The sequence below is a fragment of the Pseudomonas sp. RGM 3321 genome (assembly GCF_022836805.1).
Classification (GTDB): Bacteria; Pseudomonadota; Gammaproteobacteria; order Pseudomonadales; family Pseudomonadaceae; genus Aquipseudomonas.
Genome location: NZ_JALHBH010000112.1, coordinates 47,509 through 73,131, shown reverse-complemented (window position 1 = coordinate 73,131; position 25,623 = coordinate 47,509). Strand labels below are relative to the sequence as shown.

Here is a 25,623-nt window from a genome sequence, read left to right as displayed (position 1 = left end):
TGTTGCATGACCGATCACGCTTTGTTGCTGGTCAATCTGGGTTCGCCTGCCTCTACTCAAGTGGCAGACGTGCGCAGCTATCTGAACCAGTTCCTGATGGATCCTTATGTGATCGACCTGCCATGGCCAGTGCGCAGGCTGCTGGTCTCGCTGATTCTGATCAAGCGGCCAGAGCAGTCCGCGCATGCCTATGCGTCCATCTGGTGGGATGAAGGTTCGCCGCTGGTGGTGCTGAGCAAGCGCCTGCAGCAGGCGATGAAAAAAGAGTGGTCGCACGGGCCGGTTGAGCTGGCGATGCGCTATGGCGAGCCGTCTATCGAAACGATGCTGACGCGCCTGTCAGAGCAGGGCTTCAAGAAAGTCACCCTTGCACCGCTCTATCCGCAGTTCGCCGACAGTACCGTGACGACGGTGATCGAAGAGGCCAAGCGCGTGGTGCGCGCCAAATCGTTGAAGATGCAGTTCTCGGTTTTGCAGCCGTTCTACGATCAGCCCGAATACCTGAGTGCGCTGGTGGAAAGCGTGCGGCCGCATCTGGAGCAACCTTACGACCACTTGTTGCTGAGTTTCCATGGTTTGCCCGAGCGGCATTTGCACAAGCTCGACCCGACCGGCAAACACTGCCTCAAGGACGATTGCTGCATGACCGCGCCTGCCGAAGTGCTTGCCACCTGCTACCGCGCCCAGTGCATACAATCGGCCGCGGCGTTCGCCAAGCGCATGGGCATTCCTGACGGCAAATGGTCTGTATCGTTTCAGTCACGTCTGGGGCGTGCCAAGTGGATCGAACCCTACACCGAGGCGCGTCTCGACGAACTGGCTGCACAGGGCGTGAAAAGGCTACTGGTCATGTGCCCGGCATTCGTGGCTGACTGCATCGAGACCCTGGAAGAGATCGGCGACCGTGGTGCCGAGCAGTTCAAGGAAGCGGGGGGAGAGGAACTGGTGCTGGTGCCGTGCCTGAACGACGATCCCAACTGGGCGAAAGAGCTGAACAGACTATGCGAGCGTGCGCCGTTGATGTTGTAGTGCTGCGAACGCCAGGGTGGTGATGATCGTTCCTACGCTCCGCGTAGGAATGCATTTCGTGACGCTCCGCGTCGCAAATCTGCGCTGCACCGCACATTCAGGGTCGGACGCAGAGCGTCCAGAACTGCATGCCAACGCGGAGCGTTGGCACGATGGTCAAGCCCACTCCGGGCAGGATTACGGCAACTGATCATCCAGCTGCTTGTTTTTCCAGCTGTCATTGCCCGGCAGGATCAGGTTCAGGGCGATGGCGGTCACGGCGCACAGGGCAATGCCCTTCAGGCCAAAGTCGTTCGGGCCGTTGCCGGTGCCGATCAATACGCCGCCGATTCCGAATACCAGTGTGACCGAGACGATGACCAGGTTGCGTGCTTCGGCCAGGTCGATCTTGTGGCGGATCAGCGTGTTCATCCCCACCGCCGCAATCGAACCGAACAGCAGGCACAGAATCCCGCCCATCACCGGCACCGGAATACTCTGCAGCAACGCACCGAACTTGCCGATGAATGCCAGTGTTATGGCGAAGAACGACGCCCAGATCATGATCTGCGGGTTGTAGTTCTTGGTCAGCATCACTGCGCCGGTCACTTCGGCGTAAGTGGTGTTGGGCGGGCCGCCAAACAGGCCTGCGGCCGTCGTGGCGATGCCATCACCGAACAGCGTGCGATGCAGGCCCGGCTTTTTCAGGTAGTCGCGTCCGGTCACACTGCCGACTGCGATTACGCCGCCGATGTGCTCGATGGCCGGTGCCAGAGCAACCGGGACGATGAACAGAATCGCCTGCCAGTTGAATTCCGGTGCGGTGAAGTGCGGCAGTGCCAGCCAGGCCGCGTCAGCAATCTTTTTCGTGTCGACCACGCCAAAGTAGAACGACAGCGCAAAGCCCACCAGCACACCCGAGATGATTGGCACCAGACGGAAAATCCCTTTGCCGAACACCGCCACGATCAATGTGGTGAGCAACGCGGGCATCGAAATCAGCATGGCGGTCTGATAAGGAATCAGCACTACGCCGTCGCCGGTCTTGCCCATCGCCATGTTGGCCGCAATCGGGGCCATGGCCAGACCGATGGAAATAATAACCGGCCCGATCACCACCGGAGGCAGCAGCCGGTCGATGAAACCTGTGCCCTTGATCTTCACCGCCAGACCGAGAAAGGTGTAGACGAAGCCTGCAGCCATCACGCCACCCATGGTCGCGGCCAGACCGAACTGGCCCTTGGCGAGGATGATCGGGGTGATGAACGCAAAGCTCGAGGCCAGAAACACCGGCACCTGGCGCCCGGTGACAATCTGGAACAGCAATGTGCCAAGACCTGCCGTGAACAGCGCCACGTTTGGATCGAGCCCGGTGATCAGCGGCATCAATACCAGTGCGCCAAAGGCCACGAAGAGCATTTGCGCGCCGGAAAGAATCGTGCGCCACAGTGGATCGTTGAACTCCTGCTGCGTCATCGTGTTACGCGTCCTTCTGTTTGGTGCCGAAAATCTTGTCACCGGCATCGCCCAGGCCCGGAATGATGTAACCGTGTTCGTTCAGACGCTCGTCGATAGAGGCGGTGTAAATCATCACATCCGGGTGCGCCTTCTCTACAGCTGCGATACCTTCGGGAGCCGCGACCAGGACCATGGCGCGGATTTCCTTGCAGCCAGCCTTCTTCAGCAGGTCAATGGTGGCGACCATCGAGCTGCCGGTGGCCAGCATCGGGTCGATGATCATTGCCAGGCGCTCGTCGATTTCCGGCACCAGCTTTTCCAGATAGGTATGCGCTTGCAGGGTTTCTTCGTTGCGGGCCACGCCGACCGCGCTGACCTTGGCACCCGGAATCAGGCTGAGGACGCCGTCAAGCATGCCGATACCGGCGCGCAGGATCGGCACGACAGTGATTTTCTTGCCCGCGATTTTCTCGACTGAAACCGTACCTGCCCAGCCCTGAATGTCGTAGTTTTCCAGGGTCAGGTCGGCGGTGGCTTCGTAGGTCAGCAGTGCGCCGACTTCCTGAGCCAGCTCACGAAAATTCTTGGTGCTGATGTCGGCGCGGCGCATAAGGCCGAGCTTGTGGCGGATCAGTGGATGACGGATCTCACGAATAGGCATGGGAAAAGGCTCCAGCGGGGCAAAAATCGGTCTAGGTTAATCTATTCAGCTGTTACTGTCTTAAAGCACGTGCATTATCGTTACGAAGCTTCGACGTTCGCGGCTTTTGCAAGACACTCGCAACGTTAGTCCAGAATCACTTGCTCTGGCTTGAACGGATGCGTACCTTTGCCCGCTTTTCTCAAACTGCCTTATCTGGAGAGCGTCATGTCCGCTGATCTCGAGCATATCCGTCAAATCATGCGCGAAGCCGACTGCCTGTACACCGAGGCCGAAGTGGATGCTGCCATTGCCCGCGTTGGTGCGCAGATCAATGCCGAACTGGCCGAACGCAACCCGGTTGTGTTCTGCGTGATGAATGGCGGCCTGATTTTCTCTGGCAAGCTGCTGACTCATCTGAATTTCCCGCTGGAAGCGTCCTACCTGCACGCAACGCGCTATCGCAACGAAACCACTGGCGGCGATCTGTTCTGGAAAGCCAAACCCGAAGTCTCGTTCATCGACCGTGACGTGCTGATCATCGACGACATCCTCGATGAAGGTCACACCCTGGGCGCCATTATCGACTTCTGCAAACACGCCGGTGCCCGCGCTGTGCACACTGCCGTGCTGATCGATAAAGACCACGACCGCAAGGCCCGCCCGGACCTGAAAGCCGACTACGTAGGCCTGCCATGCATCGACCGTTACATCTTCGGTTTCGGCATGGACTACAAAGGCTACTGGCGTAATGCTGCCGGCATCTATGCCGTCAAAGGGATGTAAGGCATTCTGACGACTGCTTCTGCGAGCAGGGGCGGTCGTCGATTCGCAATTATCTGGAAACCCTCAATGAAGCTACTGATTCCCGGCGCTGTTGTGTTGGTGCTGTTGTCTGGTCTGACAGTTGCTGCACCTGCTGCGCCGGTATCGGCCAGCCCGATGCACGAGCAATATCTGCCGCCTGATGACCTGAGCCTGCGTGAGGGTGCGCCCGAGCAGCAACAGTTGATGCGTGTCACCGAATACACCATCGTTGCCGGTAACCAGCGGCAATCCAGCCAGCAGCCGATTCCGGTCACTTCCCCTCTGTCGTTGCGCCTCAATGGCAAGTCGCTGAACAAGGGCGCGTCCATTTCACAGGTGCTTGTGCACTTTGATGGTGGCGACAGTAAAAGCCTGAAAAAGCCGACCTACGACGAGCCAACCGGCACCCTGACGCTTTATTACCCACTGGCCCAGTACCGCGTGCTGGTCGACTTGCTGCGCAACGAGAAGGTTTATTGCCAGTTCCTCAGTTATGCCAACGGGCATATCTGGGCCGATTTGCATACCACCTCTGCACGTGCGCGTTGAGCGCTGTGCTTGCCGAGGGGTAAACTGCCCGCCCGTGAAAGTGTCTGCGACCTGCTGGAGCCTGTAATGCGTAAAGATAAGAAGCAGCTGATTGGCGATGAGATCGGCGATGAGCAGATCAAACTGTTCCTCGACTTCGAGCCGTATGATGCTACCTCGCCGTCGCTGCACAAACTGATCAAGGCCTACCGTGGGCTGCGCATCAACGATTTTGAACGCTTTCTGGTGTTTTTCAGGGAAGCGGGCCACGACTTCGATGGCAAGGACGAGCACGGCAACGATTTCATTACCCTGATCAAGGATCAGCGCAACGCCGATGAATACATCGAGCTGATCGATAAAGCCCGTACGTAATTGTCGTTTGATTATTGTGCCAATGCTCCGCATTGCCTGGACGCAGAGCGTCCGGAACTGCATTCCCACGCGGAGCGTGAGGAACGATAGGCGCACCAGAGAACACCTATCGTGCCAATGCTCCGCGTTGGCATGCATTTCGTGACGCTCTGCGTCACACGGCTACGCTGCACAGCACGCAAAGCGTACGGACGAAAGTTGCAGTTACTTGCGTGCCTGATACGCCTTGCCGTAATGCCGCTCCAGTCGTGACTGCAACAACTCCAGCCCGATCGACATGATCCAGTACAGCACCGCCGCGGTGGTCAGCATTTCGATGTATCGATAGCTGGAGCGGCCGTAAGACTGCGCGAGAAACATCACTTCCCAGACGCCCATCACTGAAATCAGTGACGAATCCTTGAGCATGGAGATGAATTGGTTGGTGGTCGGCGGAATGATCGTGCGCATGGCCTGGGGCAGGGTGACGCGCCAGAATATCTGCGCAGGGCGCAACGCCAGGGCCAGTGCGGCTTCTCGCTGTCCGGCTGCGACGCCGATGATTCCAGCGCGAAAAATCTCGCTCAGGTAAGCCCCGTAGTTGAGCGACAGCGCAATAACCCCCGCCGCGATTGCGCCGGGCACGATGCCCAGTTGCGGCAGCCCGAGATAAATCAGCAGAATCTGGATCAGCAGCGGCGTGCCGCGAAAGAACGAGGCGTAAAAGCTGGCGATGCCGAACGCCACGGCACTGCTGGACAGCCTCGCCAGCGCGGTGACAAAACCCAGCAGCACTGAAACCACAATCGAACACAGCGACACAAACAGCGTCAGCGCAGCGCCTTGCAGGAAACCGTTGGGAGCCAGATGCAGGCCGATCAGGTTGGGCAGTTTTTCGAGGATGATCGCAAGCTTCAGATCGAAACTCAGAAAAAAGCCGGCGAACAGCACGAACATTACCAGCCAGGTCAGGTAAAGCCGCGTACGGAAACCGAAAACTCGCTTGAGCAGGCCTTGATCAGCCTGCTCGGGTGGGCGCTGGGGCTGGAAAGAAGTCATTTGCTGATATCAGCACCGATCCACTTTTGCGACAGCTTGCTCAGCGTGCCGTCTTTCTTGAGTTCGGCGAACACTTCGCGAACCTTGGCGTCCCATTCCGGGTCGTCTTTCTCGATGGCCACGGAGTTGGGTTCTTCGTACAGCGTTTCGCCCGCCAGCTTGAAGCGCTTGTCCTGGTCCAGACGCGGTTTTGCGGTCACCAGATTGGTCAGTATGGCGTCCAGCCGCTTGCCAGCGCCCAGCCCCAGGTCTTGAAACGCCACATTGTCGTTGTCGTAGGGGGCAATCTGCACGTCGTCGAACGGGTACTGCAGTGGCTTGTCTTCCGCACCATCGATGACCAGATTCTTGTTCAGGTAGCTTTCGTAGCTTGAGGCGCTGGTCAGGCCGACTTTCTTGCCGCTCAGGTCCTTGGCCGAATGAATGCGATCATCCGAGGCGTTGACCACAATCACCGCAGGCGATGCGTAATACTCGACCGGGAAGTTGAAGACTTCAGCGCGTGCCTTGCTCGGGGTCATCGAGCACACACAGATGTCGTAACGTCCGCTCCAGTGGCCTGCGGCGATGACATCCCAGGAGGGGGTTTCGAGGCGCAACTTGACGCCCAGCTTTTGCGCCACGGCCTTGGCGACATCCACGTCGAAACCGTCGAGTTCGTTCTTGTCATTCAGGAAAGAGAAGGGCGGGTAACTTTCCATCAGGACGTTGACCAGCTCTTTGTTTTTCTGCACGCGATCCAGCGTGGCACCGGCCAGGGCTTGAGTGGAGGCAGCCAGAGTGACCAGGCCAATGCCCAGCAGAGCGCGATAGTTCACAGATATCCCCTGAAAAAAGTGTTTGTAGTTTGATTAAAGGGCCGTATTAAATACGTTATACAAGACTGACTCATAATGAGTTTTTTTCATATACATATAAGCAGATCACATATGACGCAAGGCACAACTGTAATTCTTGATGGCGGCATGGGCCGTGAACTGCAGCGTCGCGGTGCCCCGTTTCGCCAGCCTGAATGGTCGGCTCTGGCATTGAGCGAGGCACCTGAGGCCGTCAGTGCGGTACACGCCGCTTACATCGAAAGTGGCGCTCAGGTCATTACCAGTAACAGCTATGCCGTCGTGCCGTTTCATATTGGCGAAGAGCGCTTTGCCCGCGAAGGTCAGGCATTGGCAGCGCTGGCCGGGCGACTGGCGCGTGAGTCGGCCGACGCTTCTGGCGGTCGTGCAAAGGTGGCAGGTTCCATTCCGCCGCTGTTCGGCTCCTATCGTCCGGACTTGTACAAGCCGGAACTGGCCGCCGATGTTCTGAAACCACTGGTTGCCGGCTTGTCGCCGTATGTCGATCTGTGGCTGGCCGAGACGCAAAGCTGCATTCTTGAAGCGCAAACCATCCACGCCGGGTTGCCCAATGACGGCAAACCATTCTGGTTGTCGTTTACTCTTCAGGATGAAGACACCGATGAGGTGCCGCGTCTGCGTTCAGGCGAGCCCGTTGCCGATGCGGCAAAGGCTGCCGCCGGGATGGGCGTTGCGACGCTGCTGTTCAACTGCAGCCAGCCAGAGGTTATTGGCGGTGCAATCGATGCGGCGCGTGAGGTGTTCAAAGCCCTGAGCGTCGACATTGCGATTGGTGCCTACGCCAACGCTTTCCCGCCGCAACCCAAGGACGCCAAGGCCAACGACGGTCTGGATGAGTTGCGCGAAGACCTTGACCCGCAGGGTTATCAACAGTGGGCGGCAGACTGGGTAACGCGCGGTGCCACGCACATCGGCGGCTGCTGCGGGATTGGTCCGGAGCACATCGCTGTGTTGTCCAAAAGCCTCTGACTGACATTCGCAACAAAAAGCCCCGTGACTCGGCAGAGCCACGGGGCTTTTTGTTTATACAGCGTGTCAGATGCGCAGGGCTTTCAGGGAGCGGCAATCAGCTCAGGCGAAACTCTGCTCCTGACTGCTTTTCTCCACCAGCTCCAGCGCCTCGTCATTCTGGGCGCTGACGCGGTTATATAACTGCGCATCGGTTTCGAGGATCTTTTCCCGAGCCGGGAAAATCTCGTCGAGTTTGGCAGCCCACTCGGTGCGGGTTTTCTCCGGGAAGCAGCGTTCCAACAGTTCCAGCATGATCGACACGGTGACAGAAGCCCCCGGCGAAGCACCCAGCAGGGCGGCCAGCGAGCCGTCCTTAGCGGACACCAGCTCGGTACCGAATTGCAGCACGCCGCCTTTTTTTGCATCTTTCTTGATGATCTGCACCCGCTGACCAGCAATTTCGAGACGCCAGTCTTCGGCTTTCGCTTCCGGATAGAAGCGGCGTAGCGATTCCAGGCGTTGCTCCATCGATTGCATCACTTCGCTGACCAGGTACTTGGTCAAGTCCATGTTGTCGCGGGCCACTGCCAGCATCGGTTTGATGTTGGCGACGCGTACCGATAGCGGCAGGTCGAGAAACGAACCGTGCTTGAGAAACTTGGTGGTGAAGCCGGCATACGGTCCGAACAACAGGGACTTCTTGCCATCGACCACGCGGGTGTCCAGGTGTGGCACCGACATGGGCGGCGAACCCACGGCTGCCTGGCTGTAAACCTTGGCCTGATGGTGTTTGACCACTTCCGGGTTGTCGCAACGCAGCCATTGGCCGCTGACCGGGAAACCACCAAAACCCTTGCTCTCTTCGATGCCTGACAGTTGCAGCAGCGGCAATGCCGCGCCACCTGCACCGAGGAATACGAATTTGGCATCTATCTCGCGTGTACCGCCGCCATTCACGTCCTTGACGCTCACGGTCCAGCCTGCGCCGTTGCGGGTCAGGTTGGTGACCCGGCTGCGGTACTTGATCTGCGTGCCCGAAGCGCTGGACAGATGGCTGAGCAGTTGATTGGTCAGTGCGCCAAAGTTGACGTCAGTGCCGTTCATCATGCGTGTTGCGGCAATTCTTTCATCAGCCGGCCGCCCAGGCATCATCAGCGGCATCCACTCGGCCAGCTTTGCCTTGTCTTCGGTGTATTCCATCGACGAGAAGGCGTGATGCTTGCTCATGGCTTCAAAACGGGTCTTGAGGAACGAGATGCCGTTTTCGCCTTGCACAAAGCTCAGGTGCGGGACCGGATTGATGAATGAACGGGCTGAACCGAAGGTGCCTTTGCGCGCCAGGTAAGCCCAGAACTGTTTCGAGACTTCGAACTGGGTGTTGATGTGCACCGCTTTCTTGATGTCGATAGAGCCATCAGCCGCAGGCGGCGTGTAGTTCAGCTCGCACAGACCAGCGTGGCCCGTACCGGCGTTGTTCCACGGGTTGGAACTCTCCGCAGCACCGGAGTCCATCAGCTCAACGACTTCCAGCTTGAGGCCGGGGTCGAGCTCCTTGAGCAATACCGCCAGAGTGGCACTCATGATGCCCGCTCCGACCAGTACTACGTCGACTGCTTCGTTATGCGCCATTAACGCGTCTCCAAAATCTGCAGCACCAAATTGACGGCATACGATCCTGAGGCTGGTTGCCAGGTGTTCGGGGTCTGGATCAAAAGGGTGCCCTCGCTTTCCTGGCCAGGATCGCCTGACCGATTCTTCGCAATTTTCCGCATCTAAAGCGCAGGTCCCGGTCAGGCCCGGTCATGGTTCATCAATGTTTAATGAACGCATTTCCAGGCCCGCAAGGCCATTCGACCATCGTCAGGGAACCCATCGCCCGATGGGCTCCTGTCGATGGCGTCAGGCTCCGGTGATGGAGGCGCAGTCGCGGTCAGTCCTGTTCAAGAGAGCCGGTTCAGAGGCTGATGGTGCATTTACAAACGCGTACCTATTCATTTGCTCGCCACACTCTTGTGAAGTAGTGAAACCCGTTTTTCACGTCCTTTTGGGAACGTGAACCAAACCTCAAAATGGCTGCGATGACAGCGCTGGCAGGTCAGGGGCACCAAGAGTGAGGCGCTGGCGGGCGAGAAAGGTTCGATACGATTCGAGCATTCTTCACCTTTCATCGAGCACACTCGTGCGCACATGACCTGTGTGGGCGGCTCTCTGTGGGCAGTACGAAGGCGCTAATACGGTGATTAGCAATGCTGCGAGGCCCGATCAGGAGACGTCCTTATAATCGGGGGGAGATTATAGCGATGAAATGGCAGGAATTGATCGCTTTAAATGACTTTTATTCTCTATCGGGTCAGGCGGTGAGCAACTGGCCGCGCGTTGAACGTGCGCTGTGCTGTGTCACCCGGGCGCTGGCGGGCAGTGGCTGGTTCAGCCAGGCAAGTCGTTGCTCAGCCACTTCCACCCATTCGACGCCAGACGGGCGTTGCGCACAATGCTTGAACGCGCGGCAGATGCCTGCCTGATCAATGCGTGCGTAATGGCGAAGCTGGTGGCGTGTGGTGAACAGAGACCGGAACAGATTCATGGCGCAGCTCCTGTGACGTGGATGAGCGTCTGTGCGATGAGGGCGAGTCTGCCAACTGGATGTGACGCCCTGATTACATTGCGCTGCACGAATCATTGCCTAAGCTGCTGCCTGAACCCCGAGACGTGCCGAATGTCCGAGGCTTAACGGTCAGCGGCCTCTGGTTAGCGGCTGTTGCTGGCCGCTATACTGCGGCACATTCAGTGTCTGGCCCATGGAGAAATGAGCATGCTGCGTCGCATTTTGTTCGGTTTGCTTGCTGTAAGCAGTTTGACCCTGGTGGGCTGCGCCCACAGTCCGCAACAACTCAGTCCCACTCCCAAGCTCAACGCGCAGCTTGCGGCCGTAGGGCGTGGTCAGCCTGTGGTGGTGCGCGTAGTCGACGGCCGCCCTGGCCCGACGCTGGGCACGCGTGGCGGCATGTACCCGGAAACCAGCGCCATCAGCGTCAACGGTGCGGATATCGTTCCCAAGCTCCAGGCTCAGGCCGAGGCGGCAGTACGCCTGTTGGGCTTTACGCCGACTCAGGGTGGCAACGCTCCGCAGTTGACCGTGACCCTGGCAGACTTGAAGTACCAGTCGCCCAAAGAAGGCCTGTACGTGACTGAAGCCACCATCAGCTCGACGTTCCGCGCTGACGTACGCAATAACGGTCGCAGCTACAGTGGGCGTTACGCCGCATCGCTGGATCAGCGTTTTGGCATGGCCCCGAACCAGGAAACCAACACCAAGCTGGTGAGTGACGTGTTGAGCGATGCACTGACCCGCGTCTTCCAGGACGCAACCATCGGTTCTACCCTGGCGCAGTAAGGCTCGCATAAAAAAGAAAAGCCCGGCCCTTGTCGAAGGGGCCGGGCTTTTTTATTTTTCCGGATTTACGTTCTGGCAAGCGCAGTCTGGATGGAAGCGGGGTTGCCGTCAGGTACGAAACTCATGGCTATGCTCTTTGTGTCGCCTTTTTATGATTTGCATTTAGTATGCTGTCCCAACTGCAACGGAAGGTGTTTTCCATATGCTTGGCCAGATGACGAAACCGGAGAAAATACTGTGAGGCTCGACACACTGCGAATGCAGAACTATCGCTGCTTCGGTGAGTTCGAGATCGATTTCGATCCGCATCTGACCATACTTATTGCCTCCAACGGAGGTGGAAAAACCACCATTCTTGACGCCGCTCGAGTGGCGCTGTGGCCTTTCGTCAAGGGTTTTGATCTTGGTGGTCAGACAGGAAAATCTGCCACTATCCAGATTGAAGATGTGCGACTGGCCCAATTCGGCAGTGGCAATATGGAGTCGCAGGTGCCCAGCGTTATCGAAGCAAAGGGTGCCTGGTGGGGAAACGCCGTTGACAGTAGTTGGCAGCAGCAGCGCGTCAGCTTGAAAAAGTCCACTAACACCATTGGCGATGCTGGATCGAAAGCGCTGACTTTGTATGGTAAGTCGCTTCAGGACAATGTGCGAAGTGATGCACGCGTCACTCTGCCGATGGTGACTTACCTGGGTACGTCCAGGCTATGGTTCGAGGGACGCTTCAGTTCGGCAGCGGCTCAGACAACACTCGATAGAAGTGAGTTCTCCAGAACGTCCGCATACCTCAATTGCCTGTCTTATTCATCCAGCTTCAAGACCTTCACTGCATGGTACATTTGGATCTACCGTAGCTACCGTGAAGCTCAGTTGATCGCTCTGGAGCGCGGCGAAGAAATGTCCGATACCGGACAGCGCTTTGAGAAAATCATCTCAGCTGTCAAAGAAGCCATCGACAGGTTGATAAAGGCTCCTACGGGCTGGCATAGACTGGAGTACAGTGCTAGTCATCAACAGCAATTGGTCATGCACCATCCGGAACAGGGGATTTTACCTGTCGAAATGCTTAGCGATGGGCTGCGTAACACCATCGCCATGGTTGCGGATCTCGCTTTTCGTGCCTGCAAACTCAACCCGCACCTCGGCGAGCTGGCACCCTCGCAAACGCCAGGTATCGCATTGATTGATGAAGTGGATATGTTCCTGCACCCCTTCTGGCAACAGACGATAGTAGGTTCATTACGTGCTGCTTTTCCTGCCATGCAGTTTATTGTCACCACGCACAGTCCGCAGGTGTTGAGCACGGTCCGACGTGAAAACATTCGAGTGATAGGCAAAGATGCCCAAGGGCGTTTGATTGCGTCCCGGCCTCTTGCCATGACCTATGGTGAGCCGAGCAACAGCGTGCTGCGAAGCGTGATGCAGGTCGATCCGCAGCCTCCGGTGGATGAAAAGCCGGGCCTGCTACAACTCACTGAGTGGGTGGACAAAGGTCGCTATGACGAACCACAGGCGATCTTGCTGATGCAGCAGATAACTGAGGCTCTAACTGAACAACACCCTCAGTTGCAGCGCCTGCGGCGCAGCATAAAGCGGCAGAAGGCATTGAAGGGATGAGGTCAATACGCAAGCGGGGAAGCGGACCTTATCAGTTGGCCCGTTCGCATTGCAGCCCACCCACTACCAGCGACATATCCACAAGCCGGTGGAGTAGTTTTGGCTACAAGGCTCAGGTGCTGAGCTGTCTTTTGGAGGAACAGTACGGATTGTGTTGCTATAGCGAAATTCGACCTGACCGGGTTGGGCTGAGTTTCCACATAGAGCACGTCGAAAACAAGAGCCAGCACCCTCAGTGTACCTTTGACTACAACAACCTCGCTGCTTGCGCGCTGGACAGTCAGAGCGATCTGGAAATGCTGAAAATACAAGGCGCCGAGATATTTGGTGGGCACGCGTCAGGTAAGTCAAAAGGGGTCGACATGGCTCGCTTCGTCTCTTGTCACATGCCCGACTGTTCGCGCTTCTTCGTCTATTTGTCTGACGGCCGAGCGGTGCCTGCTGACGGGTTATCACTGGATGATTTTGACCGCGCTGGATACACCATCGACCTGCTAAACCTTAACAGCCCTTATCTCCAGGACTTGCGACAATCCTGGTGGGATGAGTTGGAAACGCTTTTTGAAGAGCATGTTGATCAAGAGATGAGTCTGCATTGTCTGGCGGGGATTGATCTCATCCCTATTGGTGAAAGTCTGAGTCAGTTTTTCAGTATTACCCGGAATTTTTTTGGAGACATTGCCGAAGCGGTCCTTGCTCAGGATGCTGTTCGCTAGCAATACGCCGATCCAGGTACAAGCGTCAGGCCGCCTGTTGATAGAAATCCAGAAAACTGAAACCGGTGGCCTGGTCCAGATCCGGCAAATCATGATGAGCATGCCCGCCCAGTGCGCAGTAGACCAGCCAGTGGCGGTCCTGAACGTTGAAGGCCAGGCCATCGATCAATTCCTGCTGCTCATCGCTCGGGGCAATGAGATAAAGGCGGTCCTGATTTTTTGCGTGCAGCATGACAAGCTCCAAAAAGAGGGAAGTCCGTTTCTCGAGGAGCCACACAATGAGGGTGTCACGTTACGCTTGGGTGACAGCGGCAGCGAATTGTCATGCAGGATGTTTCTGGAACACCGCCAGGATCAGAACAAGCCCTGTGGGAGCGAGCCGGGCGACGCTTCGCTTGCTTGCGAAGGCGGTGTTTCAGTTAACCTATCGTTCCTCACACCCTGCGTGGGAATGCCTTGGGTGACGCTCTGCGTCACGGCGCGCTGACGCGCTCAAGACCGGACGCAGAGCGTCCAGAACGGCGTACCCACGCGGAGCATGGGCACTATAGGCGTTCGCAGTTCTTAAAGCGCCAGCCCGGCCTTGACCCGGTACTGGTTGCGCACCGGTGTCGCGTACTGCTGAATCAGGTAAGGGCGATGCTCGGTCGGCACGCCTGCCAGGCGACCTTCCCATTCATCTTTGGCGCGTTCGAGTTCGTCGGCCGCAAACACCGCGGACGCTGGCGGTACGTCTAGGCTCGGGTCGGCGTCGCTCCATTGCGCGTACGCCAGGTAATGCACCGGGAACAGACGATAGCCGCCGAGAATCTGCCGGTCCATTTCGATAGCCAGTTGCTTGGTGTCCTCGAACTGCTCGGTGATCGGCGGTGCGAAGTTCACATGCACGCGACCTTTATAGCCAGTGATGCCCAATGCAATGCTCACGTCGTCTTCGCCCGGCGTCTTGGTGTATGAGCCGGTAGTTGCACGAATGTACAGCTCGCGGGCCTTGGCGCTGTCGCACGGGTCGTACTCATAGCTGATCGAAACCGGGATCAGGTTCAGAGAGCGAATCACGTCGCCAAACGGCTCGTCCTTGCGGCTCATGTGGAACATTTTGAGGATTGCCGACTCGGTGCGGTCGTCACCATCCTTCGCGCGGCCTTCGGCCTGGGCGATCCAGATGGACTGGCAATCCTTGGTAATCGAGTGGTTGATATACGCCGACAGCAATTGGTAAGCCGCCATTTTCTCGCGCCGCCCGATAATCGAGCGGTGCACGATGAAGCTCTTGTTCAGGCGCATCAGGTCGCTGACAAACGGCTTTTGCAGCAGGTTGTCGCCAATGGCAATGCGCGGAGTTGGCAGGCCTGCATGGTACACGGCATAGTTGACGAACGCCGGGTCCATGACGATATCGCGGTGGTTGGCCAGAAACAGATAGGCACAACCGGACTTGAGCTGCTCGACGCCGGTATAGGTGACTCCGTCCGTAGCGCGCTCGATGGTATGGTCGACGTAATATTCGACTTTGTCCTGCAGCGTGGCGACCGAGTCGATACCGGCAAACTCGCGACGCAGCTTGCGCGCGAGGGTCGGCTGCAGCAGCCAACCGAATGCGCCCGCCAGGCGGGGAAAACGGAATCGGGTCAGAATTGCGAGAAAGGCTTTGTCGCTCAGCAGGCGTGCCAAGACGGCGGGGACTTCTGCATCGTTGTACGGTCGGATGGCATCAAATTCGCCCATCATGCTCTCTTGTTGGAATCGGATAGGGTAAAAAGAAGACGTACTTGTCAAAACAGCCTTCTGAAGAATGGGGCAATTATACGCACAACTGATCCCGGAGACCGTGATGCAGGAATTACAGAGTTACGATTGCCCTTATTGCGGCGAGCCTGTCGAGGCCGTACTGGACCTGTCCGGTGGCGATCAACAGTACATTGAAGACTGTCCGGTCTGTTGCCGCCCGATCATTTTCGACCTGCAGACCGACGGCGAAGACTGGAACCTGGATGTTCGCAGCGAGAACGAGTGATGCAAAAGATCTACGAGCCCGAGAACCTCATGGAGGCCGAGTTGCTGCTGGCAATGCTCGCCAGCGAAGGCATCAAGGCGCATCTCGCCGGTCGCGACCTGCTCGGTGCGATGGGCGAGTTGCCGGGGCTGGGGCTTCTGGCGCTCAAGGTCGACGATGCACAGGTCGAACGGGCACGCGAGCTGATCACTGCGTACAATAGCGCTTCGCCCTTGTCTGGCGATGAGCCGGACGACTTCCCCGATGTACTGGTGTGCTGAGCACCTTCAATAGAGTCTGATTAGCCCCCATGTGTGGACGCTTCGCCCTGTTTCGCTGGACCCCTGCCTTTGCCGCCTTGCCCGGTTTTCCCGCCGATCAGCAGGCGCAATGGAACATTTCGCCAGCCGACTGGGTGTTAATCATGCGTGCCGCCGAAAACGAGGGCGGTATCGAGCTGGTGCGTGCGCGCTGGGGTTTGACCCCGGCCTGGCTCACCGACCTGTCGAAAACTCCCGCACATGCACGCGCCGAAACCGTGGCCGAGCAACCCATGTTTCGTGATGCCTTTACCCATCGCCGCTGCCTGCTGCCCGCCAACGGCTTTTACGAGTGGCGCGGCACTCTGCGCAAACGCCCGTTCTGGCTGACGCCGGGGGAGGGGGCTGCGCTGTTTTTTGCGGCAATATGGGAAGCGTATCCGGTGCAGGGGCATACGTACCTGAGCGTGGCGGTGGTCACACAGGCGGCCGCGACGCAGCGTCGCCCGTTGATTCTGGATGCCAGCAGCCAGAAAGCCTGGCTGGCCGCAGACACACCGCTGCCAACCCTGCAAGCCTTGCTGGCAGCCCCACAGACCGCATTGCGAGAGCGACCACTGGCCAATCTGGTCAACGATCCGAAACTCAATGCACCTGAGTGTCTGACGCCATTGAGTTAGGCGGGCAGGGATAAGACCGATGAATCAGACAAATCCGATATCCGCCTTGAAGCGCATCTGATACAAACTGGACATACCTGCGGGAACCATCCACCTCCGTCAAAGACCAAGATGCCAGTTGGCCGGTATCTGGCGCAGAGGTCTGCCCCGCAATGGCCGTTTCACAAACAAGGAGATTCACCATGCGTCAGTCATTTGCCTTCTGTGCCCTGAGCGCTGCGTTGCTGCTCGGCGGGTGTCAGGCAGTCAATACCACCAGTGGTGACTCGGTTGGTGTGGAGCGCAAGCAGTACATGTTCAGCATGCTCTCCACCGATGAAGTCAATAAAATGTACGCCCAGTCCTATCAGCAGACCGTCGGCGAAGCGACCAGCAAAGGCGTGCTGGATACCACCAGCGCGAACGCCAAACGCGTTCACGCAATCGCTGATCGGCTGATCGCCCAGGCCCCGAAACTGCGTCCTGATTCGGCTCAATGGCAGTGGGAAGTCAATCTGATCAAAAGTGACGAACTGAACGCCAACTGTGGCCCGGGCGGCAAGATCTTCGTTTACACCGGTCTGATCGACACCCTCAAGCTGAGCGACGATGAAATCGCTGCGGTCATGGGCCACGAGATCGCCCATGCCTTGCGCGAGCACGGGCGTGAGGCGATGTCCAAGGCTTACGGTGTGGCGATGGCCAAGCAGGGTGCAGGTGCATTTCTGGGGCTTGGGCAAGACAGCCTGGCGCTAGCCGACACCGTGGTCAATTACAGCCTGACGCTGCCCAACAGCCGCAGTAATGAAAACGAAGCCGACCTGATTGGCCTGGAGCTGGCCGCCCGTGCGGGTTACAACCCGAATGCGGCCATTACCCTGTGGCAGAAAATGACTCAGAACTCCGGGGGGGCGCAGCCAGAGTTCATGAGCACTCACCCGGCATCGCAGAGTCGCATTGCTTCGCTGCAGGCCGCGATTCCCAAAGTGATGCCGCTGTATCAGGCAGCCCCAAAATCCTGATCGGCCGAAACACCCCTAGCGTTGCGTGTTTCGCAACGCTACGGGAGTGCATCATACCCAGCCGCTGACTTGCATTGCCTTGTATACCGCCACCAGTGCCAGCACGAAAAACGCACAGGCAGCCAGACGGCGAATCAGGGTCAATGGCAATTTCTCGGCGGCAAAATTACCTGCCAGCACCACCGGCACGTTGGCCAGCAGCATGCCCACCGTGGTGCCGAGAATCACCAGCCACAGGTAGGAATACTGCGCCGCCAGCATGACTGTGGCGATCTGCGTCTTGTCACCGATTTCGGCGATGAAGAAGGTGATCAGCGTGGTCATGAACGGGCCGAATTTACGTGCCGTGCTGGCTTCGTCATCGTCCATCTTGTCCGGAACCAGCGTCCACAGCGCGGTGGCTGTGAAACTGGCGGCGAGAATCCAGTGCAGCACTGCGTCTGACAGGAAGCTGCTGAACCATGCACCTACAGCGCCTGCTGCCGCATGGTTGGCCAGGGTTGCGGCGACAATGCCCGCAATGATCGGCCAGGGTTTGCGAAAGCGTGCAGCGAGAATGAGTGCGAGCAATTGCGTCTTGTCACCGATTTCGGCGAGCGCAACCACAGCGGTAGGGATTAAGAATGATTCCAGCATCAGGTTTCCTAAGGGGCGGGTCAACACGGCTATGACACGTACGACCTCCCCGCCCCGGGTAAGGTGTTCGTGTCATAGGTCTTGTCAAACCACCGATCCGTCTGAGCGGATTCCGGGTCGCACGTACCATGGTCTGAGGACCAAGTATGTTGATACGTGCCGGACGAGCATGGCGCTCGTGGGAGACTACTCCCCTAGGACGGAGCGGATTCTGCCTCCGCAAAAACGTTTCGGCAAGTGCTTATTTCAGGAGCGTTTGGCGCTGTAGATTTTAAAACCGCTGCCCTGAGCCCTGACTTCGCACTGCCCGACGTGCTCTTCGATCAGTGGCTGATAACGCAGAAAGTTATTCGCGACAAGGCGCAGTTCGCCACCTGATTTAAGATGTTGGCGTGCTTTTCTCAGCAGGTTTTCTGTTGCCATGTAGTCGGTATGAACCCCCACATGGAACGGCGGGTTGCTGAGAATCGTGTTCAAACCCATTGGCGCTGCGTCAATTCCGTCCCCGGTCAACACCTGGGCCTGCAGGCCATTGGCGGCGAGGGTCAGACGTGAACTTGCCGTTGCGAACGCATCCACATCCAGCATGATGACGTCGTTATGCGGGTAGCGACGCTTGACCGCTGCACCGAGTACGCCGGCACCACAGCCGAAGTCGAGCAGGTTGCCGCTCGGCAGCTTGTCGATGTTTTCCAGTAAAAGCGCCGAACCGCGATCAAGTCGGCCATGACTGAAAACGCCGGGCAGGCTGACAACCGTGAGCGGGCCGTCCTGCAGGTCGATCTGGTAGGGCTTGGCGAGGCTTTCCAGCGTAACGGCTTGTGGTGCGTTCTCGACAGTGACCTGCCAGAGCTGGCAGTGGCGGGCACTGTCGAGCTTGCGCGCGCGGCCGAAGGGGCTCAGTTGCTTTGCAGCCGCTTCGATTCCCCCACGTTTCTCACCGACCAGAAACAACTCGCGCCCGGCCAGGCGGGAGGCCAGGGCATTGAGCAGGTAATCGGTCAGATCGCGGGCTTTGGGCAGGAACAGCACGGCGGCTTCGAAGGCGGCCTCTGGCGCTTCAACGCCGAAATCCACACGGCCTTCAAACCGCGCATCCAGCGCGGCCTGATCACCTGCATGCCAGCACCATCCACGCGCGTCCGGCAGTTTTCCGAGCAGGTCATCGGCGGGCAGCCCGACCAGCAACAGCGAGCCCTGAAACAGCTCGGCCTGACGGAGTAACACTTCACTGCGCGGGTCCATGGAATGGCTCCTGAAAAAGCGCGCAGTCTAACAGGATATGGGTCAGGAGGACGCGGAGCGTCCGGAGCGGCATGCGACGCGGAGCGTCGCACGATATTCGAGAGCACGCTCCAGTGGGAATGCGGCTCACGTCCAGAGCGTCGCACGATAGTTGAGATGATCGTTCCGCACGCTCCAGCGTGGGAATGCAGTTCTCGACGCTCTGCGTCGCAAAATGCCGGCACCTTTTGCGCAGACATCAGACAGCGTAATCTGCCGGGTCTGACGTCAATCCTCCAGGAGGTCCCACATGTATTGGGCAGAATTTCTTACCGTTGCGCTGATCCACCTGCTGGCCGTCGCCAGCCCCGGTCCGGACTTCGCGGTTGTGGTGCGCGAAAGCGTCACGCATGGGCGTAAGGCCGGTACCTGGTCAGCGCTTGGCGTCGGCTCGGCTATCTTTCTTCATGTGGGGTATTCGTTGCTGGGGATCGGGATTATCGTTTCCCAGTCCATCGTGCTGTTCAACGCGCTGAAATGGGCGGCCGCCGCGTACCTGCTGTACATCGGTATCAAGGCCCTGCGTGCCAGACCGGCTGCTGTGACGGGCGATGCCGCCATCAAGGCGATCCCGGGCGAGCGCACAGCAAAGAGTGCCTACATCAGCGGTTTCGTCACCAACGGTCTTAACCCCAAGGCCACGCTGTTTTTCCTCTCGCTATTCACCGTAGTGATCAATCCGCACACGCCGCTGCTGGTGCAGGGCGGTTATGGGGTCTACCTCGCAGTGGCGACGGCCGCGTGGTTCTGCCTGGTGGCGCGGCTGTTCAGTCAGGCGCGGGTACGCGCGGGTTTTGCGCGCATGGGCCACTGGTTCGATCGGGCCATGGGCGGAGTGCTGGTCGCGCTGGGTATCAAACTGGCGTTCACTGAAGTGCACTGAAACCTGCATTCAATAACGCTTTTACCGAGCGTATAACGAGTGCGAGCGCCTCTTGCAGACAGCGAGAGGCGCTTCGAAAAATCATCCCTTTTACTGATTTCACTGGCAGGCGAGGGCTCTAGAGTCCATATTTCCAGCTCAGCCTGTGGACTTTGAAAAGGGACTCATATGTTACAGACTCGCGTTCTTGCGCCCGCCGATGGCGCTTACCAGTACCCTCTGTTGATCAAGCGCCTGCTGTCGTCCGGCAGTCGTTATGAAAAGACGCGTGAAATTATTTACCGCGACTCCGTTCGCTATACCTACCCGACCCTCAACGAGCGCATCTGCCGCCTGGCCAACGTCTTGACGGCAGCAGGCGTGAAAGCTGGCGACACCGTGGCGGTCATGGACTGGGACAGCCATCGCTATCTGGAATGCATGTTCGCGATCCCGATGATTGGCGCTGTGATCCACACCGTCAACGTGCGGCTATCGCCCGAGCAGATCGCCTACACCATCAATCATGCCGATGACCGGATGGTGCTGATCAACAGCGAATTCACGGGCCTGTATCAAGCAATGTCCGGACATTTGACCACCGTTGAAAAGACCCTGTTGCTGACGGACCTGCCCGACAAAACTGCCGACTTGCCAAACCTCGTCGGCGAGTACGAGACCCTGCTGGCGGCAGCCAGCCCCGAGTATGCTTTCGAGGATTTCGACGAGAACTCGGTCGCGACCACGTTTTACACCACAGGTACCACGGGCAACCCCAAAGGCGTCTATTTCACCCATCGCCAGTTGGTGCTGCACACCATGGGCGTGGCGGCCATCCTGGGTTGCGTCGAAAGTCCGCGGCAGTTGGGCAACGATGACGTCTACATGCCCATCACACCGATGTTCCACGTGCATGCCTGGGGTATCCCCTATGTGGCGACCATGCTGGGCCTGAAACAGGTGTATCCCGGCCGCTACGAGCCCGAGTTACTGGTAGAGCTTTGGCGCAAGGAGAAAGTGACCTTCTCGCATTGCGTGCCGACCATCCTGCAAATGCTGCTCAACGCCAAGTCTGCTCAGAATGCGGACTTTGGCGGCTGGAAAATAATCATTGGCGGCAGCTCGCTGAACCGTAGTCTGTATCAGGCCGCCAAGGCCAGGGGCATCCAGCTCACCGCCGCGTATGGCATGTCTGAAACCGGACCGCTGATTTCCGTTGCGCACATCAACGACGAGCTGAAGGCCGGCAGCGAAGACGAGCAGATTACCTACCGCATCAAGGCCGGTGTGCCCGGAATGCTGGTAGAAGCAGCCATCGTCGATCAGCAAGGCAACTTCCTTCCGGCCGATGGCGAAACCCAGGGTGAGCTGGTCCTGCGTGCGCCCTGGCTGACCGAAAGCTATTTCCGCGAGCCCGAGAAAGGTGCTGAGTTGTGGGCGGGCGGCTGGCTGCACACTGGCGATGTGGCAACGCTGGACGGTATGGGCTTCATCGATATTCGCGACCGTATCAAGGATGTGATCAAGACCGGTGGCGAATGGGTTTCCTCGCTGGAGCTTGAAGACCTGTGCAGCCGGCATCCGGCTGTGCGCGAAGTGGCTGTGGTCGGTATCGCCGACCCGCAATGGGGTGAGCGGCCTTTTGCCTTGCTGGTGATTCGCGACGGCCATCAGCTTGATGCCAAGGGCTTGAAGGAGCATCTCAAACCGTTCGTCGAGCAAGGTCACATCAACAAGTGGGCAATTCCCAGCCAGATCGCGCTTGTTACTGAAATTCCCAAGACCAGCGTCGGCAAGCTCGACAAGAAGCGCATGCGTCTGGACATTGTGGAATGGCAAAAAAGCAACAGCACGTTCCTTTCCACGCTCTGACACCTTCTTACTTGCCCCGCCCGTCGGGCGCGGCAAGTGTCTGCGTCGCAGGTCCTGTTCTGCGACTTGCCAAATTTCCAATTTAATCCATCCTCCCCGCCACACGTTTTTTAGCGGCCTTCCGGAAACGGGCGGGCCAGAGGCGTTGGTCCTGCAAATCACACTTTAGAGGGATCTAGCGTCAGGGCGTGCTGGCTATAGTCAGCACAGGGAATGAGCAAGAGCGGAGCTGGCTGTGTAGTGATTCGAAGACAGAGTCGTTTTTGGATTTCCCCACTGCCATAACAATAAAACACAAGGAGTAGCGTCGATGACAAGCACACCCCCATTCTGGCGTCGGGCCAGGCTGCCTCTGGCCGTCAGCCTTGCTTCCTCGCTCGCCGGCCCCGCCTTTGGCGTGACCTTCAACGTCGGTGAGATCGAAGGCAGTTTCGACTCATCGCTGTCGGTAGGCGCCAGTTGGTCGACTGCAAACCCCAATAAAAACCTGATCGGCGCCAACAATGGCGGGCGTGGTCTGTCGCAGACCTCCGATGACGGCCACTTGAACTTCAAGCGTGGGGAAACGTTTTCGAAGATTTTCAAGGGCATCCATGACCTGGAACTCAAGTACGGCGATACCGGCGTGTTCCTGCGCGGCAAATACTGGTACGACTTTGAGCTCAAGGATGAAAACCGCGAGTTCAAGGACATCAGCGACTCGGGCCGTAAAGAGGGCGCCAAGTCGTCCGGGTTCCAGTTGCTGGATGCGTTTGTCTACCACAACTATTCGATCGCTGATCAGCCGGGTGCCGTGCGCTTCGGCAAGCAGGTTATCAGTTGGGGTGAAAGTACCTTCATTCAGGGCGGCATCAACAGCGTCAACCCGGTCGATGTCTCGGCCTTTCGGCGTCCAGGCTCTGAAATCAAGGAAGGCCTGATTCCGGTCAACATGTTCTACCTGTCGCAAAGCCTGACCGACAACCTGTCTGCCGAAGGCTTCTACCAGCTTGAATGGGACCAGACTGTCGTCGATAACTGCGGCACCTTCTTCTCGCAACCTGACGTGATCGCCGATGGCTGCAACAACAACCTCGCGGTATTGCGCAGCCGCAGCGGCCTGAACAGTTCGCTGACGGCTGCCGGTTTGCCAGCAGGCGCACGCGGTGCGGTGTTCAACTCGTTGTCACAGCAGGGCGTAGTGTTCGGTAATCCGGATGAGGGCGCTGTGGTGCGCCGTGGCCCTGACCGCGATGCGCGCGACAGTGGCCAGTTCGGCTTTGCCTTGCGTTACAACTTCGAGCCGCTGGACACCGAGTTCGGTGCCTACATGATGAATTACCACAGCCGTGCGCCGATCTTCAGCGGACGCGGCGGCTCGGCTGCTTCGTTCAGCCCGCAAGGCCTGGTGGGCTCGCTGGTTCGCAACGGTCTGCCTGCCAGCACTGCCGCAGCGCTGGCACCGACCTTGCTGCCGGTTGTCGTGGCAGGCAACTCCAGTTACTACGTCGAATACCCTGAAGACATCCGTCTGTACGGTCTGAGCTTCTCGACCACCTTGCCTACCGGCACCGCGTGGAGCGGCGAGATCAGCTACCGCCCGAATGCACCGATTCAGGTCAACACCACCGACATCCTGTATTCGGGTATTTCGCCGCTCAACCCCAACGTTTCGCTGCTGAGCGGGCAGCCCAATACTGATCAGCCCGGTTATCGCCGCAAGGAAATCACTCAACTGCAAACCACGTTCACTCAGTTCTTTGATCAGGTCATGGGCGCAGAGCGTCTGACCGTGGTCGGTGAAGTGGGCTGGACCCACGTGGGTGGCCTGGAAAGCACTTCCAGAATCCGCTACGGCCGCGACCCGGTGTACGGCCCTGGCCCGCTACCAGGCGGCCAATGCGCGACGCTCAACGCAGGCACGCTGACCGGTGCGGAGCAGAACAACCTGACCCGTTATTGCGAAGACGACGGCTTTACCACGGCCAACTCCTGGGGCTACCGCGCCCGCGCCATCTGGGATTACAACAGCGTGTTTGCCGGGGTCAACCTCAAGCCGAGCGTGGCCTGGTCGCACGACGTCAAAGGCTATTCGCCAGGCCCTGGCGGCAACTTCGAAGAGGGACGCAAGGCCGTCAGCCTGGGGCTCGATGCCGAGTACCAGAACACCTACACCGCGAACCTTTCCTACACCAACTTCTTTGATGGTAAGTACACCACGGTTGATGACCGGGATTTCGTGGCGCTCAGCTTTGGCATGAACTTCTAAGAATATGGTTTTCAGGATGACGATGAATATGAAAATAACAAAAAGTCTGTTGCAAGCCGGGGTTCTGGGCATGTCGTTGCTGGCGACCAGCGTGATGGCGGCGGTCTCCGCATCCGACGCGGCAAAGCTGGGTACCTCGCTGACGCCGATGGGCGCTGAAAAGGCCGGCAATGCGGCCAACACCATCCCTGCCTGGAGCCCGCTGCCGAAAAATGCCGGAGCGGTGGACAGCAAAGGGTTCCTCGCCAACCCGTATGCCAGCGAAAAGCCGTTGTTTACCATCACTGCGGCCAACGTAGAGCAGTACAAGGACAAACTCGCGCCGGGCCAGTACGCGATGTTCAAACGTTATCCGGAAAGCTACCGGATTCCTGTCTACCCGACCCATCGCGGTGCCACCGTGCCGGATGAGGTGTTTGCCGCCATCAAAAAGAACGCGACGACCACCAAACTGGTCGGTGGCGGCAGCGGTCTGGAGAACTTCGATACGGCCATCCCGTTCCCGATCCCGGCCAGTGGGGTCGAGGTTATCTGGAACCACATCACCCGTTACCGGGGCGGCAGCGTCAAGCGTCTGGTCACCCAGGCCACGCCGCAGCCCAACGGCTCGTACAGCCTGGTGTATTTCTCCGATCAGTTCGTGTTTCGCGACAAAATGAGGGATTTCGACCCGAAAAACCCGGGCAACATCCTGTTCTACTTTAAACAGGAAGTGACTGCTCCGGCACGTCTGGCAGGTGGTGTGCTGCTGGTGCATGAAACTCTGGATCAGGTCGCCGAACCGCGCTCGGCATGGCTGTACAACGCCGGTCAGCGCCGTGTACGGCGTGCGCCACAGGTTTCGTATGACGGGCCGGGCACCGCGTCGGATGGTCTGCGTACTTCCGACAACCTGGACATGTACAACGGCGCGCCGGATCGCTATGACTGGAAACTGATCGGCAAGCAGGAAATGTACATCGCCTCCAACAGCCACAAACTGGATGATCCGACGCTCAAGTACGCCGACATCATCAAGGCTGGCCATATCAACCAGGACCTGACCCGCTATGAGTTGCGTCGCGTCTGGCACGTGACCGCCACCCTCAAGGAAGGTCAGCGTCATATCTACGCCAAGCGTGACTTCTTCATTGATGAAGACACCTGGCAGGCGGCCGTTATCGATCACTATGACGGCCGTGGCCAGCTGTGGCGCGTTGCCGAAGCTCACTCGGAAAACTACTACGATAAACAAGTGCCTTGGTACGCGATTGAAACCCTGTACGACCTGCAATCCGGTCGATACGTGGCACTGGGAATGAAAAACGAAGAGAAGAAGGCGTATGAGTTCGGCTTCACCGCCGGCACCAGCGACTTCACCCCCAACGCGCTGCGTCAGGAAGGGGTTCGTTGATACCT

26 protein-coding genes and 1 riboswitch are annotated in these 25,623 nt (G+C 58.2%); of the genes, 16 read left to right on the top strand and 10 right to left on the bottom strand.

Annotation, left to right across the window (positions count from 1 at the left end; all coding sequences use genetic code 11):
• The first annotated feature begins 6 nt into the window (after window positions 1–6).
• Window positions 7–1,029, top strand: a complete 1,023-nt coding sequence (gene hemH / locus RGM3321_RS15980; RefSeq protein ID WP_058407982.1) for a ferrochelatase — start codon at window positions 7–9, stop codon at window positions 1,027–1,029.
• A gap of 177 nt (window positions 1,030–1,206) precedes the next feature.
• On the opposite strand, the gene RGM3321_RS15975 is transcribed toward hemH, so the two are convergent.
• Both RGM3321_RS15975 and upp read right to left on the bottom strand, forming a co-directional pair.
• Window positions 1,207–2,484: a uracil-xanthine permease family protein gene (locus RGM3321_RS15975; RefSeq protein WP_244393859.1), complete on the bottom strand. Its 1,278-nt coding sequence runs from the start codon at window positions 2,482–2,484 to the stop codon at window positions 1,207–1,209.
• Window positions 2,485–2,488: 4 nt separating this feature from the next.
• Window positions 2,489–3,127 carry a uracil phosphoribosyltransferase gene (gene upp / locus RGM3321_RS15970; protein ID WP_002552170.1) on the bottom strand — a complete coding sequence of 213 codons (639 nt, stop codon included), beginning with the start codon at window positions 3,125–3,127 and terminating at the stop codon, window positions 2,489–2,491.
• A gap of 207 nt (window positions 3,128–3,334) precedes the next feature.
• On the opposite strand from upp, the gene RGM3321_RS15965 reads away from it, so the two are divergent.
• From RGM3321_RS15965 to RGM3321_RS15955, 3 genes are all read left to right on the top strand, one after another.
• Window positions 3,335–3,892: a hypoxanthine-guanine phosphoribosyltransferase gene (locus RGM3321_RS15965; protein WP_002552171.1), complete on the top strand. Its 558-nt coding sequence runs from the start codon at window positions 3,335–3,337 to the stop codon at window positions 3,890–3,892.
• 66 nt (window positions 3,893–3,958) lie between these two features.
• On the top strand, window positions 3,959–4,462 hold the full coding sequence (locus RGM3321_RS15960) for a hypothetical protein (RefSeq protein ID WP_244393858.1): 504 nt from the start codon (window positions 3,959–3,961) through the stop codon (window positions 4,460–4,462).
• A 66-nt stretch (window positions 4,463–4,528) separates the two neighbouring features.
• Window positions 4,529–4,816 (top strand): PA4642 family protein, encoded by a 288-nt coding sequence (locus tag RGM3321_RS15955; protein WP_244393857.1) that lies wholly within the window; start codon window positions 4,529–4,531, stop codon window positions 4,814–4,816.
• Window positions 4,817–5,020: 204 nt separating this feature from the next.
• On the opposite strand, the gene RGM3321_RS15950 is transcribed toward RGM3321_RS15955, so the two are convergent.
• Both RGM3321_RS15950 and RGM3321_RS15945 read right to left on the bottom strand, forming a co-directional pair.
• The gene (locus RGM3321_RS15950) at window positions 5,021–5,854 is read right to left on the bottom strand and encodes an amino acid ABC transporter permease (RefSeq protein ID WP_244393856.1); all 834 of its coding nucleotides are present in this window, start codon (window positions 5,852–5,854) and stop codon (window positions 5,021–5,023) included.
• Window positions 5,851–6,672: an ABC transporter substrate-binding protein gene (locus RGM3321_RS15945; RefSeq protein ID WP_002552174.1), complete on the bottom strand. Its 822-nt coding sequence runs from the start codon at window positions 6,670–6,672 to the stop codon at window positions 5,851–5,853. Before RGM3321_RS15945 ends, RGM3321_RS15950 begins: the two co-directional genes overlap by 4 nt.
• A gap of 111 nt (window positions 6,673–6,783) precedes the next feature.
• Here RGM3321_RS15945 and RGM3321_RS15940 point away from each other — a divergent pair, with 111 nt between their 5' ends.
• Window positions 6,784–7,680, top strand: coding sequence for a homocysteine S-methyltransferase family protein (locus tag RGM3321_RS15940; RefSeq protein WP_244393855.1), 897 nt, complete (start codon window positions 6,784–6,786; stop codon window positions 7,678–7,680).
• Between the two features lie 102 nt (window positions 7,681–7,782).
• On the opposite strand, the gene mqo is transcribed toward RGM3321_RS15940, so the two are convergent.
• Together mqo and RGM3321_RS15930 are read right to left on the bottom strand one after the other, a co-directional pair.
• Window positions 7,783–9,291 carry a malate dehydrogenase (quinone) gene (gene mqo, locus RGM3321_RS15935; RefSeq protein WP_244393854.1) on the bottom strand — a complete coding sequence of 503 codons (1,509 nt, stop codon included), beginning with the start codon at window positions 9,289–9,291 and terminating at the stop codon, window positions 7,783–7,785.
• Window positions 9,292–10,012: 721 nt separating this feature from the next.
• Complete coding sequence (locus RGM3321_RS15930; protein ID WP_244393853.1) at window positions 10,013–10,246, bottom strand: hypothetical protein; 234 nt, start codon at window positions 10,244–10,246, stop codon at window positions 10,013–10,015.
• 228 nt (window positions 10,247–10,474) lie between these two features.
• On the opposite strand from RGM3321_RS15930, the gene RGM3321_RS15925 reads away from it, so the two are divergent.
• The 3 genes from RGM3321_RS15925 (at window position 10,475) to RGM3321_RS15915 (ending at window position 13,386) form a co-directional block, all read left to right on the top strand.
• Complete coding sequence (locus RGM3321_RS15925) at window positions 10,475–11,056, top strand: YajG family lipoprotein (protein WP_244393852.1); 582 nt, start codon at window positions 10,475–10,477, stop codon at window positions 11,054–11,056.
• Between the two features lie 258 nt (window positions 11,057–11,314).
• Entirely contained in the window at window positions 11,315–12,670 is a 1,356-nt protein-coding gene (locus RGM3321_RS15920; RefSeq protein ID WP_244393851.1) for an AAA family ATPase, read from the top strand.
• A gap of 74 nt (window positions 12,671–12,744) precedes the next feature.
• Window positions 12,745–13,386, top strand: a complete 642-nt coding sequence (locus RGM3321_RS15915) for a retron system putative HNH endonuclease (protein WP_347880977.1) — start codon at window positions 12,745–12,747, stop codon at window positions 13,384–13,386.
• A gap of 25 nt (window positions 13,387–13,411) precedes the next feature.
• Here the strand turns inward: RGM3321_RS15915 and RGM3321_RS15910 are convergent, their stop codons facing one another.
• Both RGM3321_RS15910 and RGM3321_RS15905 read right to left on the bottom strand, forming a co-directional pair.
• Window positions 13,412–13,618 (bottom strand): hypothetical protein, encoded by a 207-nt coding sequence (locus tag RGM3321_RS15910; protein ID WP_054985733.1) that lies wholly within the window; start codon window positions 13,616–13,618, stop codon window positions 13,412–13,414.
• A 332-nt stretch (window positions 13,619–13,950) separates the two neighbouring features.
• On the bottom strand, window positions 13,951–15,114 hold the full coding sequence (locus RGM3321_RS15905; RefSeq protein ID WP_244393956.1) for a 1-acyl-sn-glycerol-3-phosphate acyltransferase: 1,164 nt from the start codon (window positions 15,112–15,114) through the stop codon (window positions 13,951–13,953).
• Between the two features lie 106 nt (window positions 15,115–15,220).
• Between RGM3321_RS15905 and RGM3321_RS15900 the strand changes: the two genes are divergently transcribed.
• From RGM3321_RS15900 to RGM3321_RS15885, 4 genes are all read left to right on the top strand, one after another.
• The gene (locus tag RGM3321_RS15900; protein ID WP_002552181.1) at window positions 15,221–15,403 is read left to right on the top strand and encodes a CPXCG motif-containing cysteine-rich protein; all 183 of its coding nucleotides are present in this window, start codon (window positions 15,221–15,223) and stop codon (window positions 15,401–15,403) included.
• Window positions 15,403–15,663, top strand: coding sequence for a DUF2007 domain-containing protein (locus RGM3321_RS15895; RefSeq protein WP_057421880.1), 261 nt, complete (start codon window positions 15,403–15,405; stop codon window positions 15,661–15,663). Before RGM3321_RS15900 ends, RGM3321_RS15895 begins: the two co-directional genes overlap by 1 nt.
• 29 nt (window positions 15,664–15,692) lie before the next feature.
• Complete coding sequence (locus tag RGM3321_RS15890) at window positions 15,693–16,322, top strand: SOS response-associated peptidase (RefSeq protein WP_244393850.1); 630 nt, start codon at window positions 15,693–15,695, stop codon at window positions 16,320–16,322.
• Between the two features lie 182 nt (window positions 16,323–16,504).
• Window positions 16,505–17,323 carry a M48 family metallopeptidase gene (locus RGM3321_RS15885; protein ID WP_244393849.1) on the top strand — a complete coding sequence of 273 codons (819 nt, stop codon included), beginning with the start codon at window positions 16,505–16,507 and terminating at the stop codon, window positions 17,321–17,323.
• Between the two features lie 51 nt (window positions 17,324–17,374).
• Here RGM3321_RS15885 and RGM3321_RS15880 read toward each other — a convergent pair whose 3' ends face one another.
• Both RGM3321_RS15880 and RGM3321_RS15875 read right to left on the bottom strand, forming a co-directional pair.
• Complete coding sequence (locus tag RGM3321_RS15880) at window positions 17,375–17,959, bottom strand: TMEM165/GDT1 family protein (RefSeq protein WP_002552184.1); 585 nt, start codon at window positions 17,957–17,959, stop codon at window positions 17,375–17,377.
• A 22-nt stretch (window positions 17,960–17,981) separates the two neighbouring features.
• A riboswitch (yybP-ykoY riboswitch) is annotated at window positions 17,982–18,166 on the bottom strand.
• Window positions 18,167–18,205: 39 nt separating this feature from the next.
• Window positions 18,206–19,204: a class I SAM-dependent methyltransferase gene (locus tag RGM3321_RS15875; RefSeq protein ID WP_058402422.1), complete on the bottom strand. Its 999-nt coding sequence runs from the start codon at window positions 19,202–19,204 to the stop codon at window positions 18,206–18,208.
• A gap of 289 nt (window positions 19,205–19,493) precedes the next feature.
• Between RGM3321_RS15875 and RGM3321_RS15870 the strand changes: the two genes are divergently transcribed.
• The 4 genes from RGM3321_RS15870 to RGM3321_RS15855 all read left to right on the top strand — a co-directional run bounded on the left by RGM3321_RS15870 (window position 19,494) and on the right by RGM3321_RS15855 (window position 25,618).
• Entirely contained in the window at window positions 19,494–20,126 is a 633-nt protein-coding gene (locus RGM3321_RS15870; protein WP_244393848.1) for a LysE family transporter, read from the top strand.
• 168 nt (window positions 20,127–20,294) lie between these two features.
• Window positions 20,295–21,977, top strand: coding sequence for a fatty acid--CoA ligase (locus RGM3321_RS15865; RefSeq protein WP_244393847.1), 1,683 nt, complete (start codon window positions 20,295–20,297; stop codon window positions 21,975–21,977).
• 310 nt (window positions 21,978–22,287) lie between these two features.
• Window positions 22,288–24,225, top strand: coding sequence for a DUF1302 domain-containing protein (locus tag RGM3321_RS15860; RefSeq protein WP_244393846.1), 1,938 nt, complete (start codon window positions 22,288–22,290; stop codon window positions 24,223–24,225).
• A 28-nt stretch (window positions 24,226–24,253) separates the two neighbouring features.
• The gene (locus RGM3321_RS15855; protein ID WP_244393845.1) at window positions 24,254–25,618 is read left to right on the top strand and encodes a DUF1329 domain-containing protein; all 1,365 of its coding nucleotides are present in this window, start codon (window positions 24,254–24,256) and stop codon (window positions 25,616–25,618) included.
• Window positions 25,619–25,623: the final 5 nt, after the last annotated feature.